We start from the raw sequence: 17,504 nt of genomic DNA on the forward strand, positions 1-17,504 counted from the left end.
CGCTGCCTAGCAGTCGTCCACGGAGTCCGGCAGCTTCGCCGGACCGGACTCGGTACCGTACGCGGTTCGCGTAGGGAGGTTCCGGTACGAGCGATACGCGTTCTCCGCGAAGACGGCTACCACCTCATCGGTCTGTATGCGGGGAGCTCCGCGGCACCAGTGGAGGTCGAGGGTGCCGCGGGACATGTCCAGCGCGTGGGCCATCTCGTGATATAGCTGCGCGCAAGGATCCCTCGGAGTGCCGTCGCTCATCGGACGAGTGTCCGTGCTGTTCCAGGCGATGACGCTGTCCGTGCCCGACCCGTTCTGCGCGCTGGCCCAATCGTCGTTGGCGGGCCTGTGGAGGAATCGCCAGGGTCTTGCGGCGTGCGATCGTTGAGGACGATCCGCACCGTGCGCGGAGAGAACTCGAGGTAGCGCACGATGTTCAGGGGGTCGCCGCTCTCGTCCTCGGCCCGGTAGTTCCTCATGCATTTGTCGAACGCCGAGGTCACTTCTGGACTCACACTGATCAACGCCTGCGCCGGCGGGGCGACACCCACGACCGAACCGGCACTGGAGAGGGTCGTCAGCAGGGCGAGACCGACCGATATCCGACGTACACGAGTACGCCCACGAATACGCCTCATGCCCAATCGTCCCTTCTCCGGACTTCAGGCACCTATGATCGCGAGGACCGTCATGGCGTAGGGAATACCGCCTTTTGCCGCATCGATGGTGCCGCCGATGTCGAGGCCGGCTTTCGCCGAGCAGCTCGGCACGTAACTCGAAGCCTCGTCCCACACGCTGGGCAGAGTCTCCAGGCGGCCCTCCCGCTGCCAGTTGAAATCGCGCGACCCGCCGAACACTCCGCCCATGCCTCCACGGACGTCGAAGATGTAGGTCGCGCCCGTCTCGAAGCGGATGACACAGGCCTCGCCGTAGTTGTAGCCGACGCCACCGGAGTTGTGCATGTGCCCGGTCCAGCTGTACGACCCGTTCGAGTGCAGGGTCAGCGACGACCAACCGCCGACCGGGACACCGCCGTTGAAAGTGATGTTCCGGCTCTCAGTGAAATTGTCGGTGTATTGCGGAAGGAGCGTGATCGAGCCCGCTGGGTAATTCGGTCTCGTCGCCAGACCTGAATCAGCCGCAACCGCCATGGCCGGCAGAAATGCGCTCCCGGCCAACAGTACCGAGGCGAAGACTGTTGCGCTGTAACGCTTGGTTTTGCAACTCCCGCGCAATAAGTTGAACGGGCGATATTCACTCCGTCATCATTGGGGGAGCAAGCGGCCGAAACCGGCCGGCGCCGGTCCCCCGGCATGAGGGTGCGGGCGGGGCGACATCATGGCGGCGGCGCCGAGTCGCAGAAAAACCGTTGGGCTCCCCGGCATGGTCCAGGCATGATCGACTCGTGGACACCTACCTGGAGACCGAGCGTCTCACCCTGCGCCGCTTCACCTCCGATGACGCGGACCTGCTGATCGAGCTGGACAGCGACCCGGCGGTGATGCGCTATCTGACCGGTGGCATGCCCACTCCGCCGGACATCGTCCGCGAGCGCCATCTGCCGAACATCCTCTCCGGCTACGAGAAGTGGGGCGGCGACCTCGGGCTGTTCGCCGCGCACGAGAAGGACGGCGGCGCGTTCATAGGCTGGTTCATCCTGCGTCCCGAGCCGCAGGGACCGCTGGACGAAGTCGAACTCGGCTACCGGCTGCGGCGGGCGGCTTGGGGCAAGGGCTATGCCACCGAGGGCTCTCGGGCCTTGCTGGCCAAGGCCTTCACAGAGCTGGGCGTGCGCATGGTCTGGGCCGAGACGATGTCCGTGAACCGCGGCTCGCGCAACGTCATGCAGAAGCTCGAGATGTCGCTCGCGGACACCATCCCCACTCCCTCCGACATGGAGATGGTCGAGGGCTCCGAACTCGGAGGCGTACGGTACGAGATCACCAAGGAGCAGTGGGAGCAGCGTTAGGCGGGCGGCGGGAGCCGTACGAGGTGGAATCCGAGGCCCGGCTACGTCACCTCACAGGGGTCACGCCCCGTGTGAGCTCGGTCAGGCAGAGCCGTGAGCCGAGGATCCGCTCGGCCGCGCGGTGCCCCGACTGGAGCGCGCCATGGACGGTGGCCGGCTCGCGACCGCAGGTCGCTTCTCCCGCGAAGTGGAGAACGCCGTCGACGGGTTCTGCCAGCGCGTCGTGATCGTCGTGCGAGGAGCCGACGGCGACGTAGGAGTACGAGCCGAGGGCATGGGGGTCGTTGCCCCAGCGTGTGATCCAGTGCGCCACGGGCTCGGGGACGGAGTCGCCGTGGATCTCGCGGAGGGCAGCGAGGACCGAGGACACGACCTCTTCGTCTGTCTTCCGCTCGATCTCCCGTCCCCAGGCACCGCCCGCGAAGGTCAGCAGCATCGGCTTGCCGCTCACCGCGGAGACGTCGTACCAGGAGTGCCAGGGGAAGCCGGCCCGGCCGTGCCGGCGGATCGCGTAGACGGCGTCCTGCCAGAACCGGCCTGGAAACTGAAGGAAGACCTTGTTGAACACGCCCATGCCGAGGCGGGCGATCGGTCCCGCGACGGCCCCGGGCAGCGCGGGCGTGAACTCGATCGCCCCTGCCTTGAGCACGCCCAACGGCACGGTGACGATCGCCCGGGCCGCCTCGAAGGACTCGTCCTCCGTGTCGACTCGCACCCCTGCGGCCGTCCTGCCGACGGCGGTCACGGTCCGTCCCAGGCGCACGTCCAGGCCCTGCGCGAGGGCCCTGGGAAGCACATCGTAGCCACCCGGAAAGATCACTTCGTCGCCCTCGACGGCGTCCTCGTCGAGGGCGTGAGCGGCTACCTGTTCGGCCTCCGCGCCGCACTGTTCCTCCGTGCGATGCCGGTAGAACGCGCGGACGCGATCGGCGCGTCGGGGCTCCCATCCGGTCGCGGCGAGGGCGCGCTCGGCCACGGTGGCGTAACTCTCGCCGGGGCCGGATGCCGCGACGATCCGCTCGAGGAGGGCGTCCGCCGTGTCGACGTCGCCGGCCCACCGCCGTGCCGCCTCATGGTCGAGCAGGCGCCGTGATTCGTCGTAGTCGGCGATCGGCCGCCCGGCGGCCTGGAAGCTTCCCACGGTGAATTCGTGTGTCTCCATCTCGAGCGCGGCGACAACTCCCGTGAGCGGGTTGCCGGTGAGGCCGTGGATCCACGAGGCGCCGCGGTCGACCGGGAAGCCCGCCGTGCGGTCCGTCCAGATCCGCCCACCGACGCGGTCTCGCGCCTCCAGCACGACCACGCGTTGTCCCGCGGCGTGCAGCAGTCGGGCTGCGGTGATGCCGGCGATTCCCGCGCCGACGACGATCGTGTCCATCGTCTTCTCTCTTCTCCCGGGAGCTCGCGGCCGGGTCCGTGTGTCGGTCGTCGGAACCAGTCACCCGGTGTGGCCGTGGAGTTGGACGAGGGCCAGGTCGAGCGTGTCGGCGAAGAAGTCCGCGGCGGCGGAGTCGATGCACAGCGGCGGCTTGATCTTCAGGATGTTGAGATGGTCGCCGGTGGGCTGGACGATCACGCCGAGGTCGAGCATGCGGTCGCAGAGTTCGGCGGTCTCTTCGGTGGCGGGCTCCAACGTGGTGCGGTCGCGGACGAGTTCGAGGCCGAGGTAGAGGCCCGAGCCGTGGACGGCGCCGATGACGCGGTGGCGGTCGGCCAGTGCCTCGAGCCGGCGTTTCAGATGGCTGCCGACGCGGACGGCGTTGCCCTGGAGGTCCTCGTCGCGCAGGGTGTCCAGGACGGTGAGGCCGACGACGCTGGAGACCGGGCTGCCGCCGGTGGAGGAGAAGAAGTAGCCCTGCTCGCGGTAGCGATCGGCGACCTCCTTCGAGGTGATGACGGCACCGAGGGGGTGGCCGTTGCCCATGGCCTTGGCGACGCAGACGATGTCGGGCACGACACCTTGCTGCTCGAAGCCCCAGAACCAGTGCCCCAGGCGGCCGTAGCCGACCTGGACCTCGTCCGCGACGGCGAGGCCGCCGTGGCGGCGCACCGCCGCGTACACCTCGGCGAGGTAGCCGTCGGGGAGGGCGACGCCTCCGGCGTTGCCGTAGTAGGTCTCGCCGATGAACGCCCCTGCCGGGCGGCCGGAAGCGGCCAGTTCGTCGATCACCGCGACGGCCTCGGGTCCGTAGCGTACGGAGTCCGGCCCGCGGTGCCGGCCCCGGTAGGAGTTGGGGGAGTCCACGGTGTGGACCCAACTCGGGCGGGTGGACAGGGCGTTCGGGTTGTCCTGGAGCGAGGTGGAGACGGCGTCGGAGGCGTATGTCCAGCCGTGGTACGCCTCGCGCAGCGCGACGACGTCGTGCCGGCCGGAGGCGCCGATGGCCAGCCGGAGGCCCAGGTCCACCGCCTCGGAGCCGGAGTTGACGAGGAACACCGTGTCCAGGGGCTCGGGAAGCAGTTCGGTGAGGCGTTCGGTGAACTCCACCACGGCGGAGTAGTGGAATCGCGAGTTGGTGTTGAGCCGCCGCAACTGCCGGGAGACCGCCTGCTCGACCCGGGGGTGGGCGTGGCCCAGCGGGGTGACGTTGTTGACGATGTCCAGGTACGCGCGGCCCTCGGTGGACAGCAGGTGATGGCGCCAACCGCGCTCGATACGGGGCGGGTCGGCATAGTAGTGCCCCTGCACGGTGGCGAACGCGGCGTCGCGCCGGTCGAGCAGGTCCCTGTCGCGCGGGCGGCCGGAGCCGGCCGGAAGGCCGAGGAGGGGGGCGGGGTCGGCGGTGAGCGCGAGCCAGCCGGCGGCGTACTCGGGCCGGACCAGGCGCGGGACGGCGGGACCGTCGGCGGCGCGCAGCGCGATGTGGACCAGGGCGCCGGAGGCGAGGTGGGCGATGTCCTCCCCCGCCCGCACCGTCGCACCGGCGCCGACGACGGGCCGGCCCTGCCGGGCGAACGACAGCGACAGCACCTGCGCGCCGCAAGCGAGTTCCACACGGTCCGGTGCCGCGGTGCGGACCCTGCCCGCGGCGGGCGCCTGGACCACGGCGTCCCGGCCGAGCCAGAGGTCGATTCCGGTGGGCACCGTGGCCGTCGAGACCGCCGACAGCACCTGCGTCCGAGTGAGCCGCGCACGGCCGTACCGGGTGGCGACCGCGGCCGCGCCCTGCGCGAGCGCGGAGGCCGCCAGCCGGTCCTCGATGCCGGCGTCCATCCAGGATCCGTGGTCCATGTCGTCGGCGTCGATGGACAGGTCGAGGAGGGAGATGTCGTCGGCGGCAACGCCTCGCAGGAGAGTGCGTACCGGGGTGTCGGCGTGCGCCGTTGCGGCAGGCGCGTCGGCCGTTTTGGTCGCATCCCTGACGAGGCCGGTCATCACCGGCAGGGGCAGCCGGATGGCCTGTTCGAAGATGTGCCACTCGCGGTCGAGTGCGGCCTTGGCGTAGGCGTTGTCCTCGTCGACGGCGGCCTGCTGCCGCCCGCTGGCCACCAGGACGGCGGCGCGCAGGATCACGAGCGGCCACAACGCCTCCGTCTCCGCTCGGGAGAGCGGCCGAACGGCGTGGAAGGCGCGGACGGCTGGCAGCAGGTGGTGAGGCTCGATCCCGTCGTGGTGGAGCATCGAGGACAGCGCCACCGCGAGTTCGCCGACCGCCCAACTCCGGGTGACGTCACCGAAGTCGATGATCCCGTCCGGCATGGGCGGACGGGCGTCGGGACGACGGATCAGATTGTCGTCGGTGAGGTCGAGATGCACCGCCTGCGACGGCAGTGCGGCGGCGACCTCCTGGACGCGCGCCCAGGCCTCGGCGGTCGCGTCCTGGACGGCGGCCCGCCGGTCGGGTTCGTCGATGTGCCCGGCGAGCCTGCCGACGACGCGGTCGGCGTGCTGCGGGTCCCACTGGAGCACGCGGTCGAGTCCCGGGTGCCGGAAGCCGCGCAGGGCGGTGCTGACCTCCCCGGCGATCGTGCCCATGGCCGCCACCATGGTCGGTGACAGGTGCCGGGGTCCGGAGAGCGTGCCGCCGGGCAGGTAGCGCAGCAGCCGCGCGACGGCCGGACCGTTCTCGGTGTTCACCGTCGTGCGCCGCGGGGAGCCGTCGGGGCGGCGCAGGACGGTGGCGATGCGCAGTTCCGGACGGGCGGAGGCGATCAGGTCGGCCGCCGCGTCCTGGGCGTCGATCTCCGTGACGCCGAAGGCGGGGTTGGCGATCTTCAGGACCGCCGCGGGCGTCCCGTCGTCGGCGTGGAGCAGGAAGTTGGCGTCCTGCTGGCTGCCCAGCGCCTCGGCGCGAGCAGTGACGCCGAGGTGTTCGGCGGCGATGCGCTCCGCCTCGGCCGGTGCCACGCGGGGGGCGGGAAGGGCGTCCTCGGCGAAGAAGTCGATCGTGCGGTACTCGTCGGGCAGCATGCGGGGTTCCTCGGCTGGTGCGGGCAGACAGGGGCGGAGGCGCTCGGATGCCTCAGTCGACGTGCCACAGGAAGCGGTGCGTGTGGATCCCGAAGTAGGGGAAGTTCTCCACCGACTCGACGCCTTCGACGGGCCGCACGACGTCGTTGATGAAGTCCAGTAGCTCCCGGGGCCGGCCGCACACCACCTCCACGAACAGGTCGAAGCCGCCGGCCGTCAGGACCGTGTACACGACTTCGTCGTGCCGGGACAGTTCGTCGGCGACCGCCCGGGGGTCGCCGTCGACACGCAGGCCGAGGAGTGCCATCGCCTGCTGGCCCATGGTCATCGGGTCGGTCACTCCCACGACCTGGACGGCCTTGGTGTCGATCAGCCGCTGCAACCGGAGCCTCGCGGCAGAGGGTGACAACCCGACCTTCGGCCCCAGGTCGGCGTACGGGATCCGTCCGTCGATCTGGAGCTCCCGCAGGATGGCCCGGTCGATCTCGTCCATGAAGCACCTCTCCCGCCTGCGCCAACCGCAGGCATCGCGCTTGTTTCAAGCACGATGCCGGATGATCGCGCGTGATTCAAGCGTTAAGGCGATCGAATCGCGCGATGCAGGTGCACGAGTCCTCGTGAGCTGTGGAGTCCGGGTGGCGGCGAGAGCTGCGGAGCCGAGAGCAGCGGAGAACGACCGAGGCACGAATGACGCGGAGGCGGCGGTGTCATAGGTATCGTATCGATACTAGTTTCGCTTCCCTACCATAAGGAGTCCCTGTGGCGGACAAGGAACGGCCGGTCGTCTTCCAGCACGGGCAAGCGTTCCTGGCGGCGGTCTCCGAGCGCTGGAACTACCAGATCCTGCGCGAGGTCTTCTTCGGGGTCCACCGGTTCGGCGAGCTCAAGCGCGGGCTGGGCATCTCGGCGACGATGCTCACGGCGCGACTGAATCACCTCACCGAGCTGGGCCTGCTGGAGAAGCACGCGTATCGGGAGGACAAGCCCTGGTACGAGTACCGACTGACCGAGGGCGCACGGGAGTTGGTGGTGCCGGCCATCGTGACGGTCACCCGCTGGGCGGAGAGCCACGCCGACGGCGAGGCGGCACCGGCGCGGGCCCTGCTGCACACCTCCTGCGGATACGAGACAGAGCCCTATCTCGCCTGCAGCCACTGTCACCAGCCCATCGAGGCGGCCGACCTGCACCCGCTCCCGACGGAGGAGGCGGCGAGCACGGACAAGGCGGCCGGGGAAGAGGCCGAAAACAGGTAGTCAGCATTTGCTACTACTTGCAGTACGCTACGAGTAACGGCTCTGCTCGATCCATGAGTGAGGAGTGACCATGTCACGCACGAACTGGCTCGACGACACCACCGAGAAGCTGATACCGACCTCCCTCGGTCTGATGAACGTACGGGTGGGCGGTAGGACCGACGGCCCGGCCATGGTCTTCTGGCCGAGCCTGATGATGGACGGCACCATGTGGCGGTTCCAGTACGAGCACTTCGCCCCCACGCACCGCGTGGTCCTCGTCGACAGCCCCGGCCACGGCCACTCCGACGCGCTGCGGCGGATCATCGACCTCAAGGAGTGCGCGGACGCGCTGGTCGAGGTCCTGGACGCGCTGGGCCTCGACAGGTGCGTCCTGGTCGGCAACAGCTGGGGCGGCATGCTGGCCGGGGTGTTCCCGGCGTACCACCCCGAGCGCACCGCCGCTGCCGTCGGCATCAACTGCACCGCCTCGCTGCCCACCGCGTTCGAGAGCGTCTGGGCGACCGGACTGGCCGCCTGCCTCGCGGTGCACGCGCGCATGCCGCGACTGGCCGCCAGGGCCGCGCGCGCGGCGTTCGCCGGGCCGACCGCCGAGGCCGAGAACCCCGAGTTCCTGAAGTACATCGACGTCGTGCTGGACAACGACCCCAAGTCCGTGGCGTGGGCGCTCCGGGGGATTCTCATCGGGCGCAGGGACGAGCACCGGCTGCTCGCGACCATTCCCGCCGGCATTCCCGTGCTGATCGTCGCAGGCGAAGAAGACAGCCAGTTTCCCGTGCACGCGGTGCGGAGGATGGCCGACGCCATCGAGGGCAGCACCTTCCGCGTGCTGCAGCGCACCGGCCACCTGGCCGCGCGGGAGAACCCGGACGAGGTCAACGCCGCGATCGACGCCTTCCTCGCGGCCCGTCCCGCTGCCTGACCCGACGGCGACGGCAGTGGATCGCGGGAAGGACCGGAAGGAGAAGAACGATGACGCAGCAGGCCGCTCCCGCCCCCGTACCAACATGGGTCCGACAGCTCATGCGCGAGATCGACACCCTCGAATTCGGCGAGGGTTTCGCACGGACGACCGACGACACCGAGATGTTCTTCGGCACCGCCCACGTGGTGGGCGCCGAGGCCATCAAGGCGTTCTTCGTCAAGATCGACGAGCCGCTGCACATCGAGCACACCGTCCTGGAGTGCTGGGAGGCCCCCGACGGCGTCCTGTTCCTGCGCGGGGAGGCCACCATGGCGAAGAAGACCGACCCGAACACCACCGTCCGGGCTCCGTTCATGCACCTGTACCGCCTCGACGACCGCGGAACGATCCGCACCATCCACATCACCGCCGGCCCGCTGCACACCGACGCCGTGCTGTGAGACCCGCGGACGGCCGGCCCGCGGCCGGGTCGCACACGCTTCAGTCCGCCGTCCCCTGCGGACCCGAGGCGCTCCCGTCCGCGCCGCGGTCCGGCCGGCGGCGCGGGCGGATCTCGCGGACGGCTGCGCAGTAGGCGCTGACCAGGATCAGGACACAGCCGGCCAGTTGCAACAGGGTGGGTCGCTCCCCCAGTACGACCGCGCCCAGCGCGACCGCTCCCACCGGAGTCAGCAGCAGGAGCACGGCGCCGACGTGGCTGCTCAGCATCGGCGAGGCCGAGGCGACCAGCAGCCACCCCACCACCTGGCTGGAGACCGCCACCGCCAGCAGCCAGCCCATGACCTGCCAGCCCGGAGTGAGATCCAGCCCGTAGGACAACCGGCCGGCCAGCAGCGACACCACCGCGGCGCAGGCGATCACCACGACGTAGCGCTGCCGGACGAGCCCTCCGTGGCCGCCGCGCCGCAGCAGGAACAGGAACACCGAATAGCACACGGCCGCCAGCACCGCGTGGAGCGTGCCCGCCCGCGGATCACTGCCGGACGCGCCGCCCTCGACCACCCCTCCGGTCAGGACGACGCCCAAGAGGATCACCGGCACCCAGAGCAGGAAGGAGCGCGGCACCGGCTCCCGGTCGATCGCCCGGGCCAGCAAGGGGACCAGCACGACCTGCACGTTGACCAGCACGGTGGACAGGCCCGCGCCGACCTCGGCGATCGCCTGGGTCCACAGCAGCATGTCCCAGGCGAACGCGGCGCCCGCGAGCAGCGCGAGGCCGTACTGTCCCCGGGGCGGCGGCCCCTGCCGGCGACGCTCCGGCACCGCCAGCACCAGCAGCGCGGGCAGCGCGAGAACACAACGGTAGAACGACGCCGTCCCGGGCTCGGTCCGGGCCAGTCCCAGCAGCACCGCCGAAGCGGACACGCACAGGGCACCGACCGCCATCCCCCAGGCGGGATGGCGCAGCAGACGGGATGCCGGCCGGGCCGCCCGGGACCGCGCCGGGCTCGCCCGCCGGTCGGCGGGGGTCGCGGGGGCGGCGCCGCGTCTGGCCGGTCGGGGCATCACAGACCTCCTCGCTGCTCCCCCGCCTCAGTGCCCTGGGCGGATCAGCGGACCCCTCCCGCGGCTGGGGCCGGACGCCGTCGTCGGCCTGTGCAGATCGGCCGCTTCCGGTCGTCCGTGTGTCCCGCGGGAGTTGTGCCCGGCGCGAGGCTACCCGGCCGGCCGGCTGCGGCCGGGCACGTCGACACGGCGTTCCCCCGATTCGCTCCGCTCGCCCCGCCGGCCCACCGCCGCCCCGCGGGTGCGCCGCAGCGGCTTCCCGGTGCCCTTCTCCCGGGGGGCGAGTGGGTCGGTGATCCCGGTGGCGGGCCGGGGAGCGGCGGCGGCCCGGACACCGTTCGGGTGTCCGGGCCGCTCTGGCTGTCGTGCGTGCCGACGTCGTCGCCCTCAGACGGAGGGTGTCGGGGAGGTGGTGGGGGCGGGGCCGCCGCCGGGTGCGCCCTCGCCGTCGTTCGTGGCGCTGGGGTCGACCGCCATCGTGATGTAGCCGATGACGCCGCGCTCGATGTGCCTCTCGTCGTAGACGAGTTCGAGCAGACCGCCCTGGGTGCCGGTTCTCGGGTAGATCGAGTCCGCGTCGAGGGTGACGCGTGAGACGGTGTTCGCCGCGTAGGGGGCGATGTCTTCGGTGGCCTTCACCGCGTCCTCGGAGAAGTAGAACTGCCCGGTGTGGCAGGTGCGTCCGCCGGTGTAGCCGTCGGAGGTCCGGGAGCCGCCGGTGTGCACCTTGGTGTGGATGTGGACGGCGCGGCCGGTGTACCAGCCGGGGAAGACGGTCCGGAAGGTGACGAAGCCCTGGTGGTCGGTCATCTGGATGCCGCGCAGCCAGGTGAGGTCGTCGGTCGGGGCCGCGTGGCCGCCCCCGCCGCCCGGGCCCCCGGGGCCGCCGGGACCGTCCGTGCCGCCCGGAGGTGCCGTCGGCGTACCGGAGGGCGGCGGACCGGGGGGCGTACCGCCGCCGCCGTTGCCGGTCTGGGTGTAGCCCGAGTAGACGCCGGACGCGTCGCAGTGCCAGATCTCGACGGCCGAGTTACGGATGGGTTCGCAGGTCGCGCTGTCCACCGCGCGCAGCACGAGGAGGAGCGGGATTCCGGTGCGGTCCTCGACCACGTTCCTCCGGAAGAGTTCATAGTCGATGTAGTAGGGGCCCTCGATCTGCTCCGTGGTCAGCGACATGCAGGCGCTGGACGCGGAGGCGGCCGACTTCACCGAGTCGAGAGTTCCGGCGCCGGCGGCGTTCCGGTCGGCGGCGCTCGCGACGGCACCCGCCCCGCTGAGGGCGACGGCACCGGCCGCGCCGCCCAGGACCAGCATGCGGCGGCGGGACACGAGTCGGGAGACGAGAGAGTTGTCAGGCTCTTCGGGAGAGAGTCTAGGCATGCGCACGACAGTAGGAACGCTGTCTGTGAACCCCATGTGAAGCACGCGCCCCTAACAGGCCAAGTCCTGGCCGGTAGCGGTCTGGCCAGGGCCCGCAACGGCGTGTCGGCCGCGTGGCGGCGACCGGTGGGGCCGGCCGGGGTTTTCAGGGCGATATCAAGCCGGTGCGGCGGAATATCACCGGCACGGGCCGTGTTGGACGCCATTGTTGATCAACAAGGAGGAGTTCCATGCCTGCCGTCCTGCGGCCCCGTGCGCTGCGTTCCGGGGACCTGGTGGTCGTCACCGCGCCGTCGGGCCAGCTCGAGCCGGGTGAGGAACCGCTGCTCGCCCGCGGTGTGGCGATCCTCGAGCGGATGGGTTTCCGCGTGCGGGTGAGCCCGATGGTCGACCCGGCGCGGAAGCGCTGGTGGGCGTCGGGCACTCCGGCGGAGCAGGCCGACGAACTCAATGCGCTGCTCCGGGACCCGGAGGTGCGGGCCGTCGTCGCGCACACCGGTGGACAGGCGACCATCGGCTATCTCGATCTGATCGACCTGGACGCGATCCGGGCCGACCCGAAACCGATCATCGGCTACAGCGACATCTCGCTGCTGCACATGGCGTTGCACGCCCGCACGGGCCTCGTCGGATTCCACGCCGACATCGCCACCCACGGCTTCGGCGGCGATTGGTACACGCTGGGCGACGCGGCCCGTCGCTCCGAGCTCGTCGACCTCTACACCCGAGTGCTCACCAAGGCCGAGGCGCCGGGCGCGCTGCCGGCGAAGGAGGCCTGGGAGACCTGGCGGCCGGGCAGCGCGCAGGGACCACTGTTCGGCGGCTTGCTGAACCGCCTGGTCCTCCTGCAGGCGACACCGTTCGCGCCGGCCCCCGAACGGTTCGACGGCGCCGTGTTGTTCTGGGAGGAGCTGCAGCGGCCGGTCTCACGGATCTGGAACGACCTGCACACCTTGCGGCTGTCCGGTGTGCTGGACCGGATCGCCGGCATGGTGGTCGGCATCCCGACCGACGTCACGCCCCACGAGGGTGGCGGACAGCGCGCGGATCTACGCGACGTGGTGCTCGACGTCCTGGGCCGACGGGACATCCCGGTGCTCGCACAGGTCGACTTCGGTCACACCTCGCCGAACCTGCCGCTGCCCATCGGCGTCCGCGCGCACATGGACGCGGACAACCGGACGCTGTCCCTGATCGAGCCGGCGGTCACGGAAGGCTGAGGCCTGTCGGATGCCGGCTCGGGCCCGGAGGGCCGCGGCGCGTCGTGTTCCGTCTCTCCCGATCGGCCTGCCGGTCATGCCCGTCGCGCCGGCTCGCCCGATCGTCCGCCGCCGCCCCGGTGACGTGATCAACCCCGAAGGACGCCGGCCGCTTAGCATGCCTTCGTGACGTGGTCCTGGACGATGCGCAAGACGGCGGAGGAGTCCACCGTGCTGCTGGGAACAAGTCCTGCCGGCGTGGAAGGCGGCCGCCGCACGTTCGCGCGGGGAGAACCGCGCCTGGCCGGCCCGGCGGTCCGTGGAGGGGTGACGGCGTGAACCCCTATACCGACCATCTGCCCCCGCATCCCGCTCTCGCCGGCGGTCCCGTCTACCTCGATCACAACGCCACCACCCCGGTCGACCCCCGCGTCGCCGAGGCGATGCTGCCGTATCTGACCGACTTCTTCGGCAATCCCTCCAGCGGCCACCCCCACGCCGTCGAACCGCGAAGGGCGCTCGCCGAGGCCCGCGGCCAGGTCGCGGACCTGATCGGCGCCGCGCCCGGTGAGGTCGTGTTCACCGGCTCCGGTTCCGAGGCCGACCTGCTCGCCCTGCGGGGCGCCGTCCTGGCCTCCGGCCTGTCCCGCCCCCACGTGATCACTCAGGCCACCGAGCATCCGGCCGTCCTGGAGACCTGCGCCGCCCTGCGGCGGCTGCACGGCACGCGGGTGACCGTCCTGCCGGTCGACGGCGACGGCCTCGTCGCCCCCGAAGCCCTGGCCGCCGCGCTGGACGAGGACACGGTGCTGGTCTCCGTGATGGCGGCGAACAACGAGACCGGCGCCCTCCAGCCGATCACCGACCTCGCCGCCGTCGCCCACGACCGCGGGGCACTGTTCCACTGCGACGCCGCCCAAGCGGCCGGGAAGATCCCTCTCGCCGTCGAAGCCCTGGGCGTCGACCTGCTCACCGTGGTCGGACACAAGATGTACGCGCCCAAAGGCGCCGCCGCCCTGTACGTACGCGACGGCGTCCCACTGGAGCCGGTCGTCTACGGCGGCGGGCAGGAGAGCGGTCTGCGTGCCGGCACCGAGAACGTCGCCCTGGCCGTCGCCCTCGGCACCGCCGCCCGGATCGCGGCCGACGAGCTTGCCGACGGCGCCCCCGCCCGCATCGCCGCCCTGCGCGACGGTCTCCACCGACGGCTCACCGACGCACTGCCCGGCCGCGTGCGCCTCAACGGCCCGGAGAAGAACCGCTTGCCGAACACCTTGAACGTCAGCGTCGACGGCGCCCTCGGTCACGAACTCCTTGCCGCCGCCCCGCAGCTCGCGGCATCCACCGGCTCCGCCTGCCACAGCGGCGACCACACTCCCTCCCCGGTGCTGACAGCCATGGGCCTCGACCCGGCCCGCGCGCTCGGCGCGCTGCGGTTGTCCCTGGGCCGCTGGACCACCCCGGACGACATCGAGACCGCGGCGACGGCCCTCGTCCGGGCGGCTGCCGGGCGGTGACCGCAGGGCGCGGCCGGCGCGGAGAAGGACCGACGGCGCTCACGGGCGGGGATGGACGCGATGCCAGCGGGGGCGTGCGTCACTGCCGCTGCGTCCGGCCGCGGAGGCGCAGCGGCGGCACACCCTGCGCACCCTGTCGGCCGCGCCACCGGATTCGGGCAGGATGTCCGGCCAGCCGACGTGCGGGAAGCGCGCGAGTTGCGAGCGGCTGAGGGACAGTCCGCAAACGGTCTCGTTCCGGCCCGGCTCCCAGGCGTGGACTTCGCCCGCGGGCAGCCTGCGCCGGCCGTCCTCCTCGTCGGTCCACTGCCCGGACGCGGCAACGGCGTACCGCTTGCCGCGCCTCACGGCCCGGCCCACCACGCCGTGGGGAAGCTGTTCCCGGTCACCTCGGCACCGTCCTCCACCCGCTGGTACGCCCTTGTCCGGCCGGGCCGCTCCGTCAAGGCGGGGTGGCCCGCACCCGGCGAGTGCCATGCCCGCCCCGTCTCACACGTGCCGCGTCCGGACGGCCACCGGCCGCTCCTGCCGTTCCGCGGCCCTCTGCCTCACAGTCCCGACAGCGGCAGCCATGTCCGCGCGGTGTCCCGGGGGATCAGCGGGAAAGGCCCATGGACCGGGTGACCAGGGCGTCGAAGGCGCGGGTCGGGAAGGAGGCGCCGCAGGGCGATGAGGGGGCGTGCGCTGACCCCGGTGGCAGCGGGTCCTGGGCCGGCGTGCCGTGACGGCCCTGCCGTGGCGTCGGCGATGACGGTGGGCGGGGACATGCGCTTGGCCGCGATCGCCGGCCAGCTCGTGGTCAGCCCTCGCACGCTCCAGCGGCAGCTGCAGGCGGAGGACACCAGCTACCGGGCCGTCCTCGGCGACACCAGGGAGAAACCCGCCCGCCGCTACCTGGCGGACCGCTCGCTCACCACCTCCCAGGTCGCCTGCCTCCTCGCCTACGACGACACCAACTCCTGCCACCGGGCCTTCCGCCGCTGGACGGGACTCACCCCGGAGGCCGCACGCGCGGGCGGCGCGACATCGTGGAACTTCCGGCGGCGTGCGGCCTTTCAGCGGGTACAGGTGCCGAGCGTCGATGGCAGGTGGAAGGCCGACGCCGCCTCGGCGACCCGGCCGGCCAGGTCTTGCCACGGGCGGGGAGCCACGACCGGCACGCCGACCGCCCGTGCCTGCGCGGCGAGCCACCGACCGTAGAGCACGCTGACGCGTGCGCGATGGCGCTGCGGTCCGGCCTCCGGCTCCCGGCGCAGGTAGTTGGCCGTCACCTGCGCCTCGTCGTCCTCGTGCAGGAAGACGGCACGGACCGGACCCGCCGGAGTCGCCGGTCCGGGCAGGATGTAGTCGCCCTCCAGGATCACCGGGGTGTCGGTGCCCACGTGATTGGCCACCACCGCGTCGATCGCCGGTGCCAGCGCCCGGGCGATCGCGATCTGCCGCTCGACCACCGACTCGGGATCCTGCCGGGCGGCCTCGGGGTGAGTACGCCAGACGTGGACCTCCGGCAGATGCTCGGGCAGGGTCACCGCGAGGAGGGCTTCCACGATGTCGTCGGCCTCCACGACGGGGACGCCGTACCGTCGCGCCAACGCCCGCCCGACACCGGTCTTCCCCATCCCCGACGCGCCCCCGACGACAAGCACCCGCCAGTCGGGCAGACGCCGTTCACCGGAAAGATCCCGCTCCTCGTCCGCGCTGTTCATGCGGGCATAGTAATGAACGACGAATCTACGGCTCCTTCTGCGAACGCCGCCCTGGTCTCGCCGGCCTGGTCCTGCGCTGTGCCGCGCGGGCGGCGAGCAGATCGTCGGCGACGGCAGGCATGCCTTCGCCCCGGAGGATGTCCGCGAGGCCGGTGACCTCCCAGGCGGGTGCCTGCCCTGCGACGTGGCGGAGCAGCGCGCGGAGGTGGTGGTCGCGCCCGGCCGTGACGAGGGCGCGTGCCAGGTCGGGCACGACGTCTTCGAGGGGCTGGTGCGCGGCGTGGTGGGTGAAGAGCGCGGGGATGTCGCCGGGCTGCTCCCAGGCGTGCAGGAGTTCGGTGACCAGCGGCTGGGTGTCCTCGTCGGTGAGGGGGAGCCGTACGGTGAACCGGGCGCCCGCTCGGTCTTCTTGGCCGGGGGCGAGTGTGAGGGTGCCGTGGTGGAGCGTGGTGATGCGGCGGGCGATGGCCAGACCGAGGCCCGTGCCCCCGGCGTCCCGTGTACGCGCGTCGTCGAGCCGGCTGAAGCGTTCGAAGATCGTCTCCTGGTGTTCGGGCGGGATGGGCGCGCCGTCGTTGGCCACGTCGAGTACGGCTCGTCGGTGTTCGTGGTCCGCGGTGAGAGTGACGGTGATCGCGGTGGCCGCGTGGCGTTCGGCGTTGTCGAGAAGGTTGTCCAGGACGCGGGTGATCAGGCCTGGGTGGCCGGTCACGGGCGCGGGTTCGTCTGGTGCGGTGACGACCAGGCTCAGATGATCGGGCACGCCACGGCGAGCGACGGTGGTGCGGATCAGGTGGGTCAGATCGACGTGCTTGGTCAGAAGGGTTCTCGAGTGTGCGGCCTGGGCGTCGAGGCGGGCCAGGAGCAGCAGGTTCGTGGTGATGTCCTGGACGTGCAGGGTGTCCTGCAAGGCGTCACGGGCGGCGTCGCGCCAGTGCGCGGTCCCGGAGCCGGTGAGCGCGAGTTCGAGTTCGGCACGCAGGCAGGCGAGCGGGGTGCGCAGTTCGTGGGCCACGTCGGAGGTGAACTGCCGCTGCCGGGCGGCCGCCGCGTCCAGGCGGTCCAGGGCGCTGTTCATCGTCGCCACCAGTCGCGTGAACTCCCTGCCGCCGCGCGGTTCCGAGATGCGCTGGTCGAGGCGGCTCAGGCTCAGTGCGGCGAACTGCGTCCGGATGCCGTCCACCGGTTTCAGGACCCGGCCGACGGCCAGCCAGGTCCCGCCGGCGGTCAGCAGCGTGAGGCCCAGCGCGCCGCCGGCCAGCCACCACTCGGTGGTGTCCAGCCGCTGCTGGTCCGTCCAGGCGTCCATGAGGGGGTCGGAGTCCTCCCTCGTCAACGACCGGGGTGTCCCGTCGGCTCGGATCAATTCGACGGGCGTGGCCTCGTGCTGGTCCGTCCACGGCCGCAGAGACAGGTGTTCGCCTCGGAGGTGCGGGATGGTGTCGTCCTGGCCGCTGTACGAGTCGAGTTGGTCGGTGCGCCGGACGCGGGGGGTTTCGACGCACGTGTCGTCGAAACTGGATTCGCACAGGGGCGACTCGATCACCACGGTACCCGTGCCGTCGGTGACCCGCTGGAACGCCGAGGCCAGCAGTGAGTCGCGCACGGCGACGGCGGAGGCGACGGCGGCCAGGGCAATCTGCCAC

The 17,504-nt window shown here is 71.5% G+C and carries 17 protein-coding genes and 1 pseudogene; 8 read left to right on the forward strand and 10 right to left on the reverse strand.

Annotated elements, in window-relative coordinates; genetic code table 11:
- Nucleotides 1–6 precede the first annotated feature (6 nt).
- Both FRZ03_RS41190 and FRZ03_RS15250 read right to left on the reverse strand, forming a co-directional pair.
- Nucleotides 7–474 carry a M91 family zinc metallopeptidase gene (locus tag FRZ03_RS41190; protein WP_146465691.1) on the reverse strand — a complete coding sequence of 156 codons (468 nt, stop codon included), beginning with the start codon at nt 472–474 and terminating at the stop codon, nt 7–9.
- 179 nt (nt 475–653) lie between these two features.
- Nucleotides 654–1,142, reverse strand: coding sequence for a hypothetical protein (locus FRZ03_RS15250; RefSeq protein WP_146465692.1), 489 nt, complete (start codon nt 1,140–1,142; stop codon nt 654–656).
- 254 nt (nt 1,143–1,396) lie between these two features.
- On the opposite strand from FRZ03_RS15250, the gene FRZ03_RS15255 reads away from it, so the two are divergent.
- Nucleotides 1,397–1,960 (forward strand): GNAT family N-acetyltransferase, encoded by a 564-nt coding sequence (locus tag FRZ03_RS15255; RefSeq protein ID WP_146465693.1) that lies wholly within the window; start codon nt 1,397–1,399, stop codon nt 1,958–1,960.
- Nucleotides 1,961–2,006: 46 nt separating this feature from the next.
- On the opposite strand, the gene FRZ03_RS15260 is transcribed toward FRZ03_RS15255, so the two are convergent.
- Genes FRZ03_RS15260 through FRZ03_RS15270 form a run of 3 tightly spaced genes read right to left on the reverse strand, consistent with a single transcriptional unit; the run spans nt 2,007 to nt 6,864 of the window.
- The gene (locus FRZ03_RS15260; RefSeq protein WP_146465694.1) at nt 2,007–3,338 is read right to left on the reverse strand and encodes a flavin monoamine oxidase family protein; all 1,332 of its coding nucleotides are present in this window, start codon (nt 3,336–3,338) and stop codon (nt 2,007–2,009) included.
- 60 nt (nt 3,339–3,398) lie between these two features.
- Nucleotides 3,399–6,371, reverse strand: coding sequence for an aminotransferase (locus FRZ03_RS15265; RefSeq protein WP_146465695.1), 2,973 nt, complete (start codon nt 6,369–6,371; stop codon nt 3,399–3,401).
- 52 nt (nt 6,372–6,423) lie between these two features.
- Nucleotides 6,424–6,864, reverse strand: a complete 441-nt coding sequence (locus FRZ03_RS15270; RefSeq protein ID WP_146465696.1) for an Lrp/AsnC family transcriptional regulator — start codon at nt 6,862–6,864, stop codon at nt 6,424–6,426.
- A 266-nt stretch (nt 6,865–7,130) separates the two neighbouring features.
- Here FRZ03_RS15270 and FRZ03_RS15275 point away from each other — a divergent pair, with 266 nt between their 5' ends.
- The 3 genes from FRZ03_RS15275 (at nt 7,131) to FRZ03_RS15285 (ending at nt 8,990) form a co-directional block, all read left to right on the forward strand.
- Entirely contained in the window at nt 7,131–7,625 is a 495-nt protein-coding gene (locus FRZ03_RS15275; RefSeq protein WP_146465697.1) for a winged helix-turn-helix transcriptional regulator, read from the forward strand.
- Nucleotides 7,626–7,695: 70 nt separating this feature from the next.
- A complete protein-coding gene (locus FRZ03_RS15280) occupies nt 7,696–8,547 on the forward strand; it encodes an alpha/beta fold hydrolase (protein ID WP_146465698.1) in 852 nt (283 codons plus the stop codon).
- A gap of 50 nt (nt 8,548–8,597) precedes the next feature.
- Complete coding sequence (locus tag FRZ03_RS15285; protein WP_146465699.1) at nt 8,598–8,990, forward strand: nuclear transport factor 2 family protein; 393 nt, start codon at nt 8,598–8,600, stop codon at nt 8,988–8,990.
- A gap of 40 nt (nt 8,991–9,030) precedes the next feature.
- Here FRZ03_RS15285 and FRZ03_RS15290 read toward each other — a convergent pair whose 3' ends face one another.
- Both FRZ03_RS15290 and FRZ03_RS39115 read right to left on the reverse strand, forming a co-directional pair.
- On the reverse strand, nt 9,031–10,056 hold the full coding sequence (locus tag FRZ03_RS15290) for a DMT family transporter (RefSeq protein WP_222443377.1): 1,026 nt from the start codon (nt 10,054–10,056) through the stop codon (nt 9,031–9,033).
- A 387-nt stretch (nt 10,057–10,443) separates the two neighbouring features.
- Complete coding sequence (locus FRZ03_RS39115; RefSeq protein WP_261399075.1) at nt 10,444–11,436, reverse strand: intradiol ring-cleavage dioxygenase; 993 nt, start codon at nt 11,434–11,436, stop codon at nt 10,444–10,446.
- Between the two features lie 230 nt (nt 11,437–11,666).
- Here FRZ03_RS39115 and FRZ03_RS15305 point away from each other — a divergent pair, with 230 nt between their 5' ends.
- The 3 genes from FRZ03_RS15305 (at nt 11,667) to FRZ03_RS15310 (ending at nt 14,152) form a co-directional block, all read left to right on the forward strand.
- Nucleotides 11,667–12,656, forward strand: a complete 990-nt coding sequence (locus FRZ03_RS15305; RefSeq protein ID WP_146465702.1) for a S66 peptidase family protein — start codon at nt 11,667–11,669, stop codon at nt 12,654–12,656.
- 165 nt (nt 12,657–12,821) lie between these two features.
- Complete coding sequence (locus FRZ03_RS39120) at nt 12,822–12,974, forward strand: hypothetical protein (RefSeq protein WP_186785435.1); 153 nt, start codon at nt 12,822–12,824, stop codon at nt 12,972–12,974.
- Nucleotides 12,971–14,152: a cysteine desulfurase family protein gene (locus FRZ03_RS15310; RefSeq protein WP_261399077.1), complete on the forward strand. Its 1,182-nt coding sequence runs from the start codon at nt 12,971–12,973 to the stop codon at nt 14,150–14,152. Before FRZ03_RS39120 ends, FRZ03_RS15310 begins: the two co-directional genes overlap by 4 nt.
- 39 nt (nt 14,153–14,191) lie before the next feature.
- On the opposite strand, the gene FRZ03_RS40300 is transcribed toward FRZ03_RS15310, so the two are convergent.
- The gene (locus tag FRZ03_RS40300; protein WP_146465703.1) at nt 14,192–14,500 is read right to left on the reverse strand and encodes a hypothetical protein; all 309 of its coding nucleotides are present in this window, start codon (nt 14,498–14,500) and stop codon (nt 14,192–14,194) included.
- A gap of 417 nt (nt 14,501–14,917) precedes the next feature.
- On the opposite strand from FRZ03_RS40300, the pseudogene FRZ03_RS41195 reads away from it, so the two are divergent.
- A pseudogene (locus tag FRZ03_RS41195) lies at nt 14,918–15,154 on the forward strand (helix-turn-helix domain-containing protein); the annotation flags it as partial.
- A 53-nt stretch (nt 15,155–15,207) separates the two neighbouring features.
- Here FRZ03_RS41195 and FRZ03_RS15330 read toward each other — a convergent pair.
- Together FRZ03_RS15330 and FRZ03_RS15335 are read right to left on the reverse strand one after the other, a co-directional pair.
- Nucleotides 15,208–15,858: a hypothetical protein gene (locus tag FRZ03_RS15330; RefSeq protein ID WP_261399080.1), complete on the reverse strand. Its 651-nt coding sequence runs from the start codon at nt 15,856–15,858 to the stop codon at nt 15,208–15,210.
- A 25-nt stretch (nt 15,859–15,883) separates the two neighbouring features.
- Nucleotides 15,884–17,464, reverse strand: a complete 1,581-nt coding sequence (locus tag FRZ03_RS15335; RefSeq protein ID WP_146465705.1) for a sensor histidine kinase — start codon at nt 17,462–17,464, stop codon at nt 15,884–15,886.
- Nucleotides 17,465–17,504: the final 40 nt, after the last annotated feature.

This window comes from Streptomyces misionensis, assembly GCF_007896895.1.
In the GTDB taxonomy this organism is placed as follows: Bacteria; Actinomycetota; Actinomycetes; order Streptomycetales; family Streptomycetaceae; genus Streptomyces; species Streptomyces misionensis_A.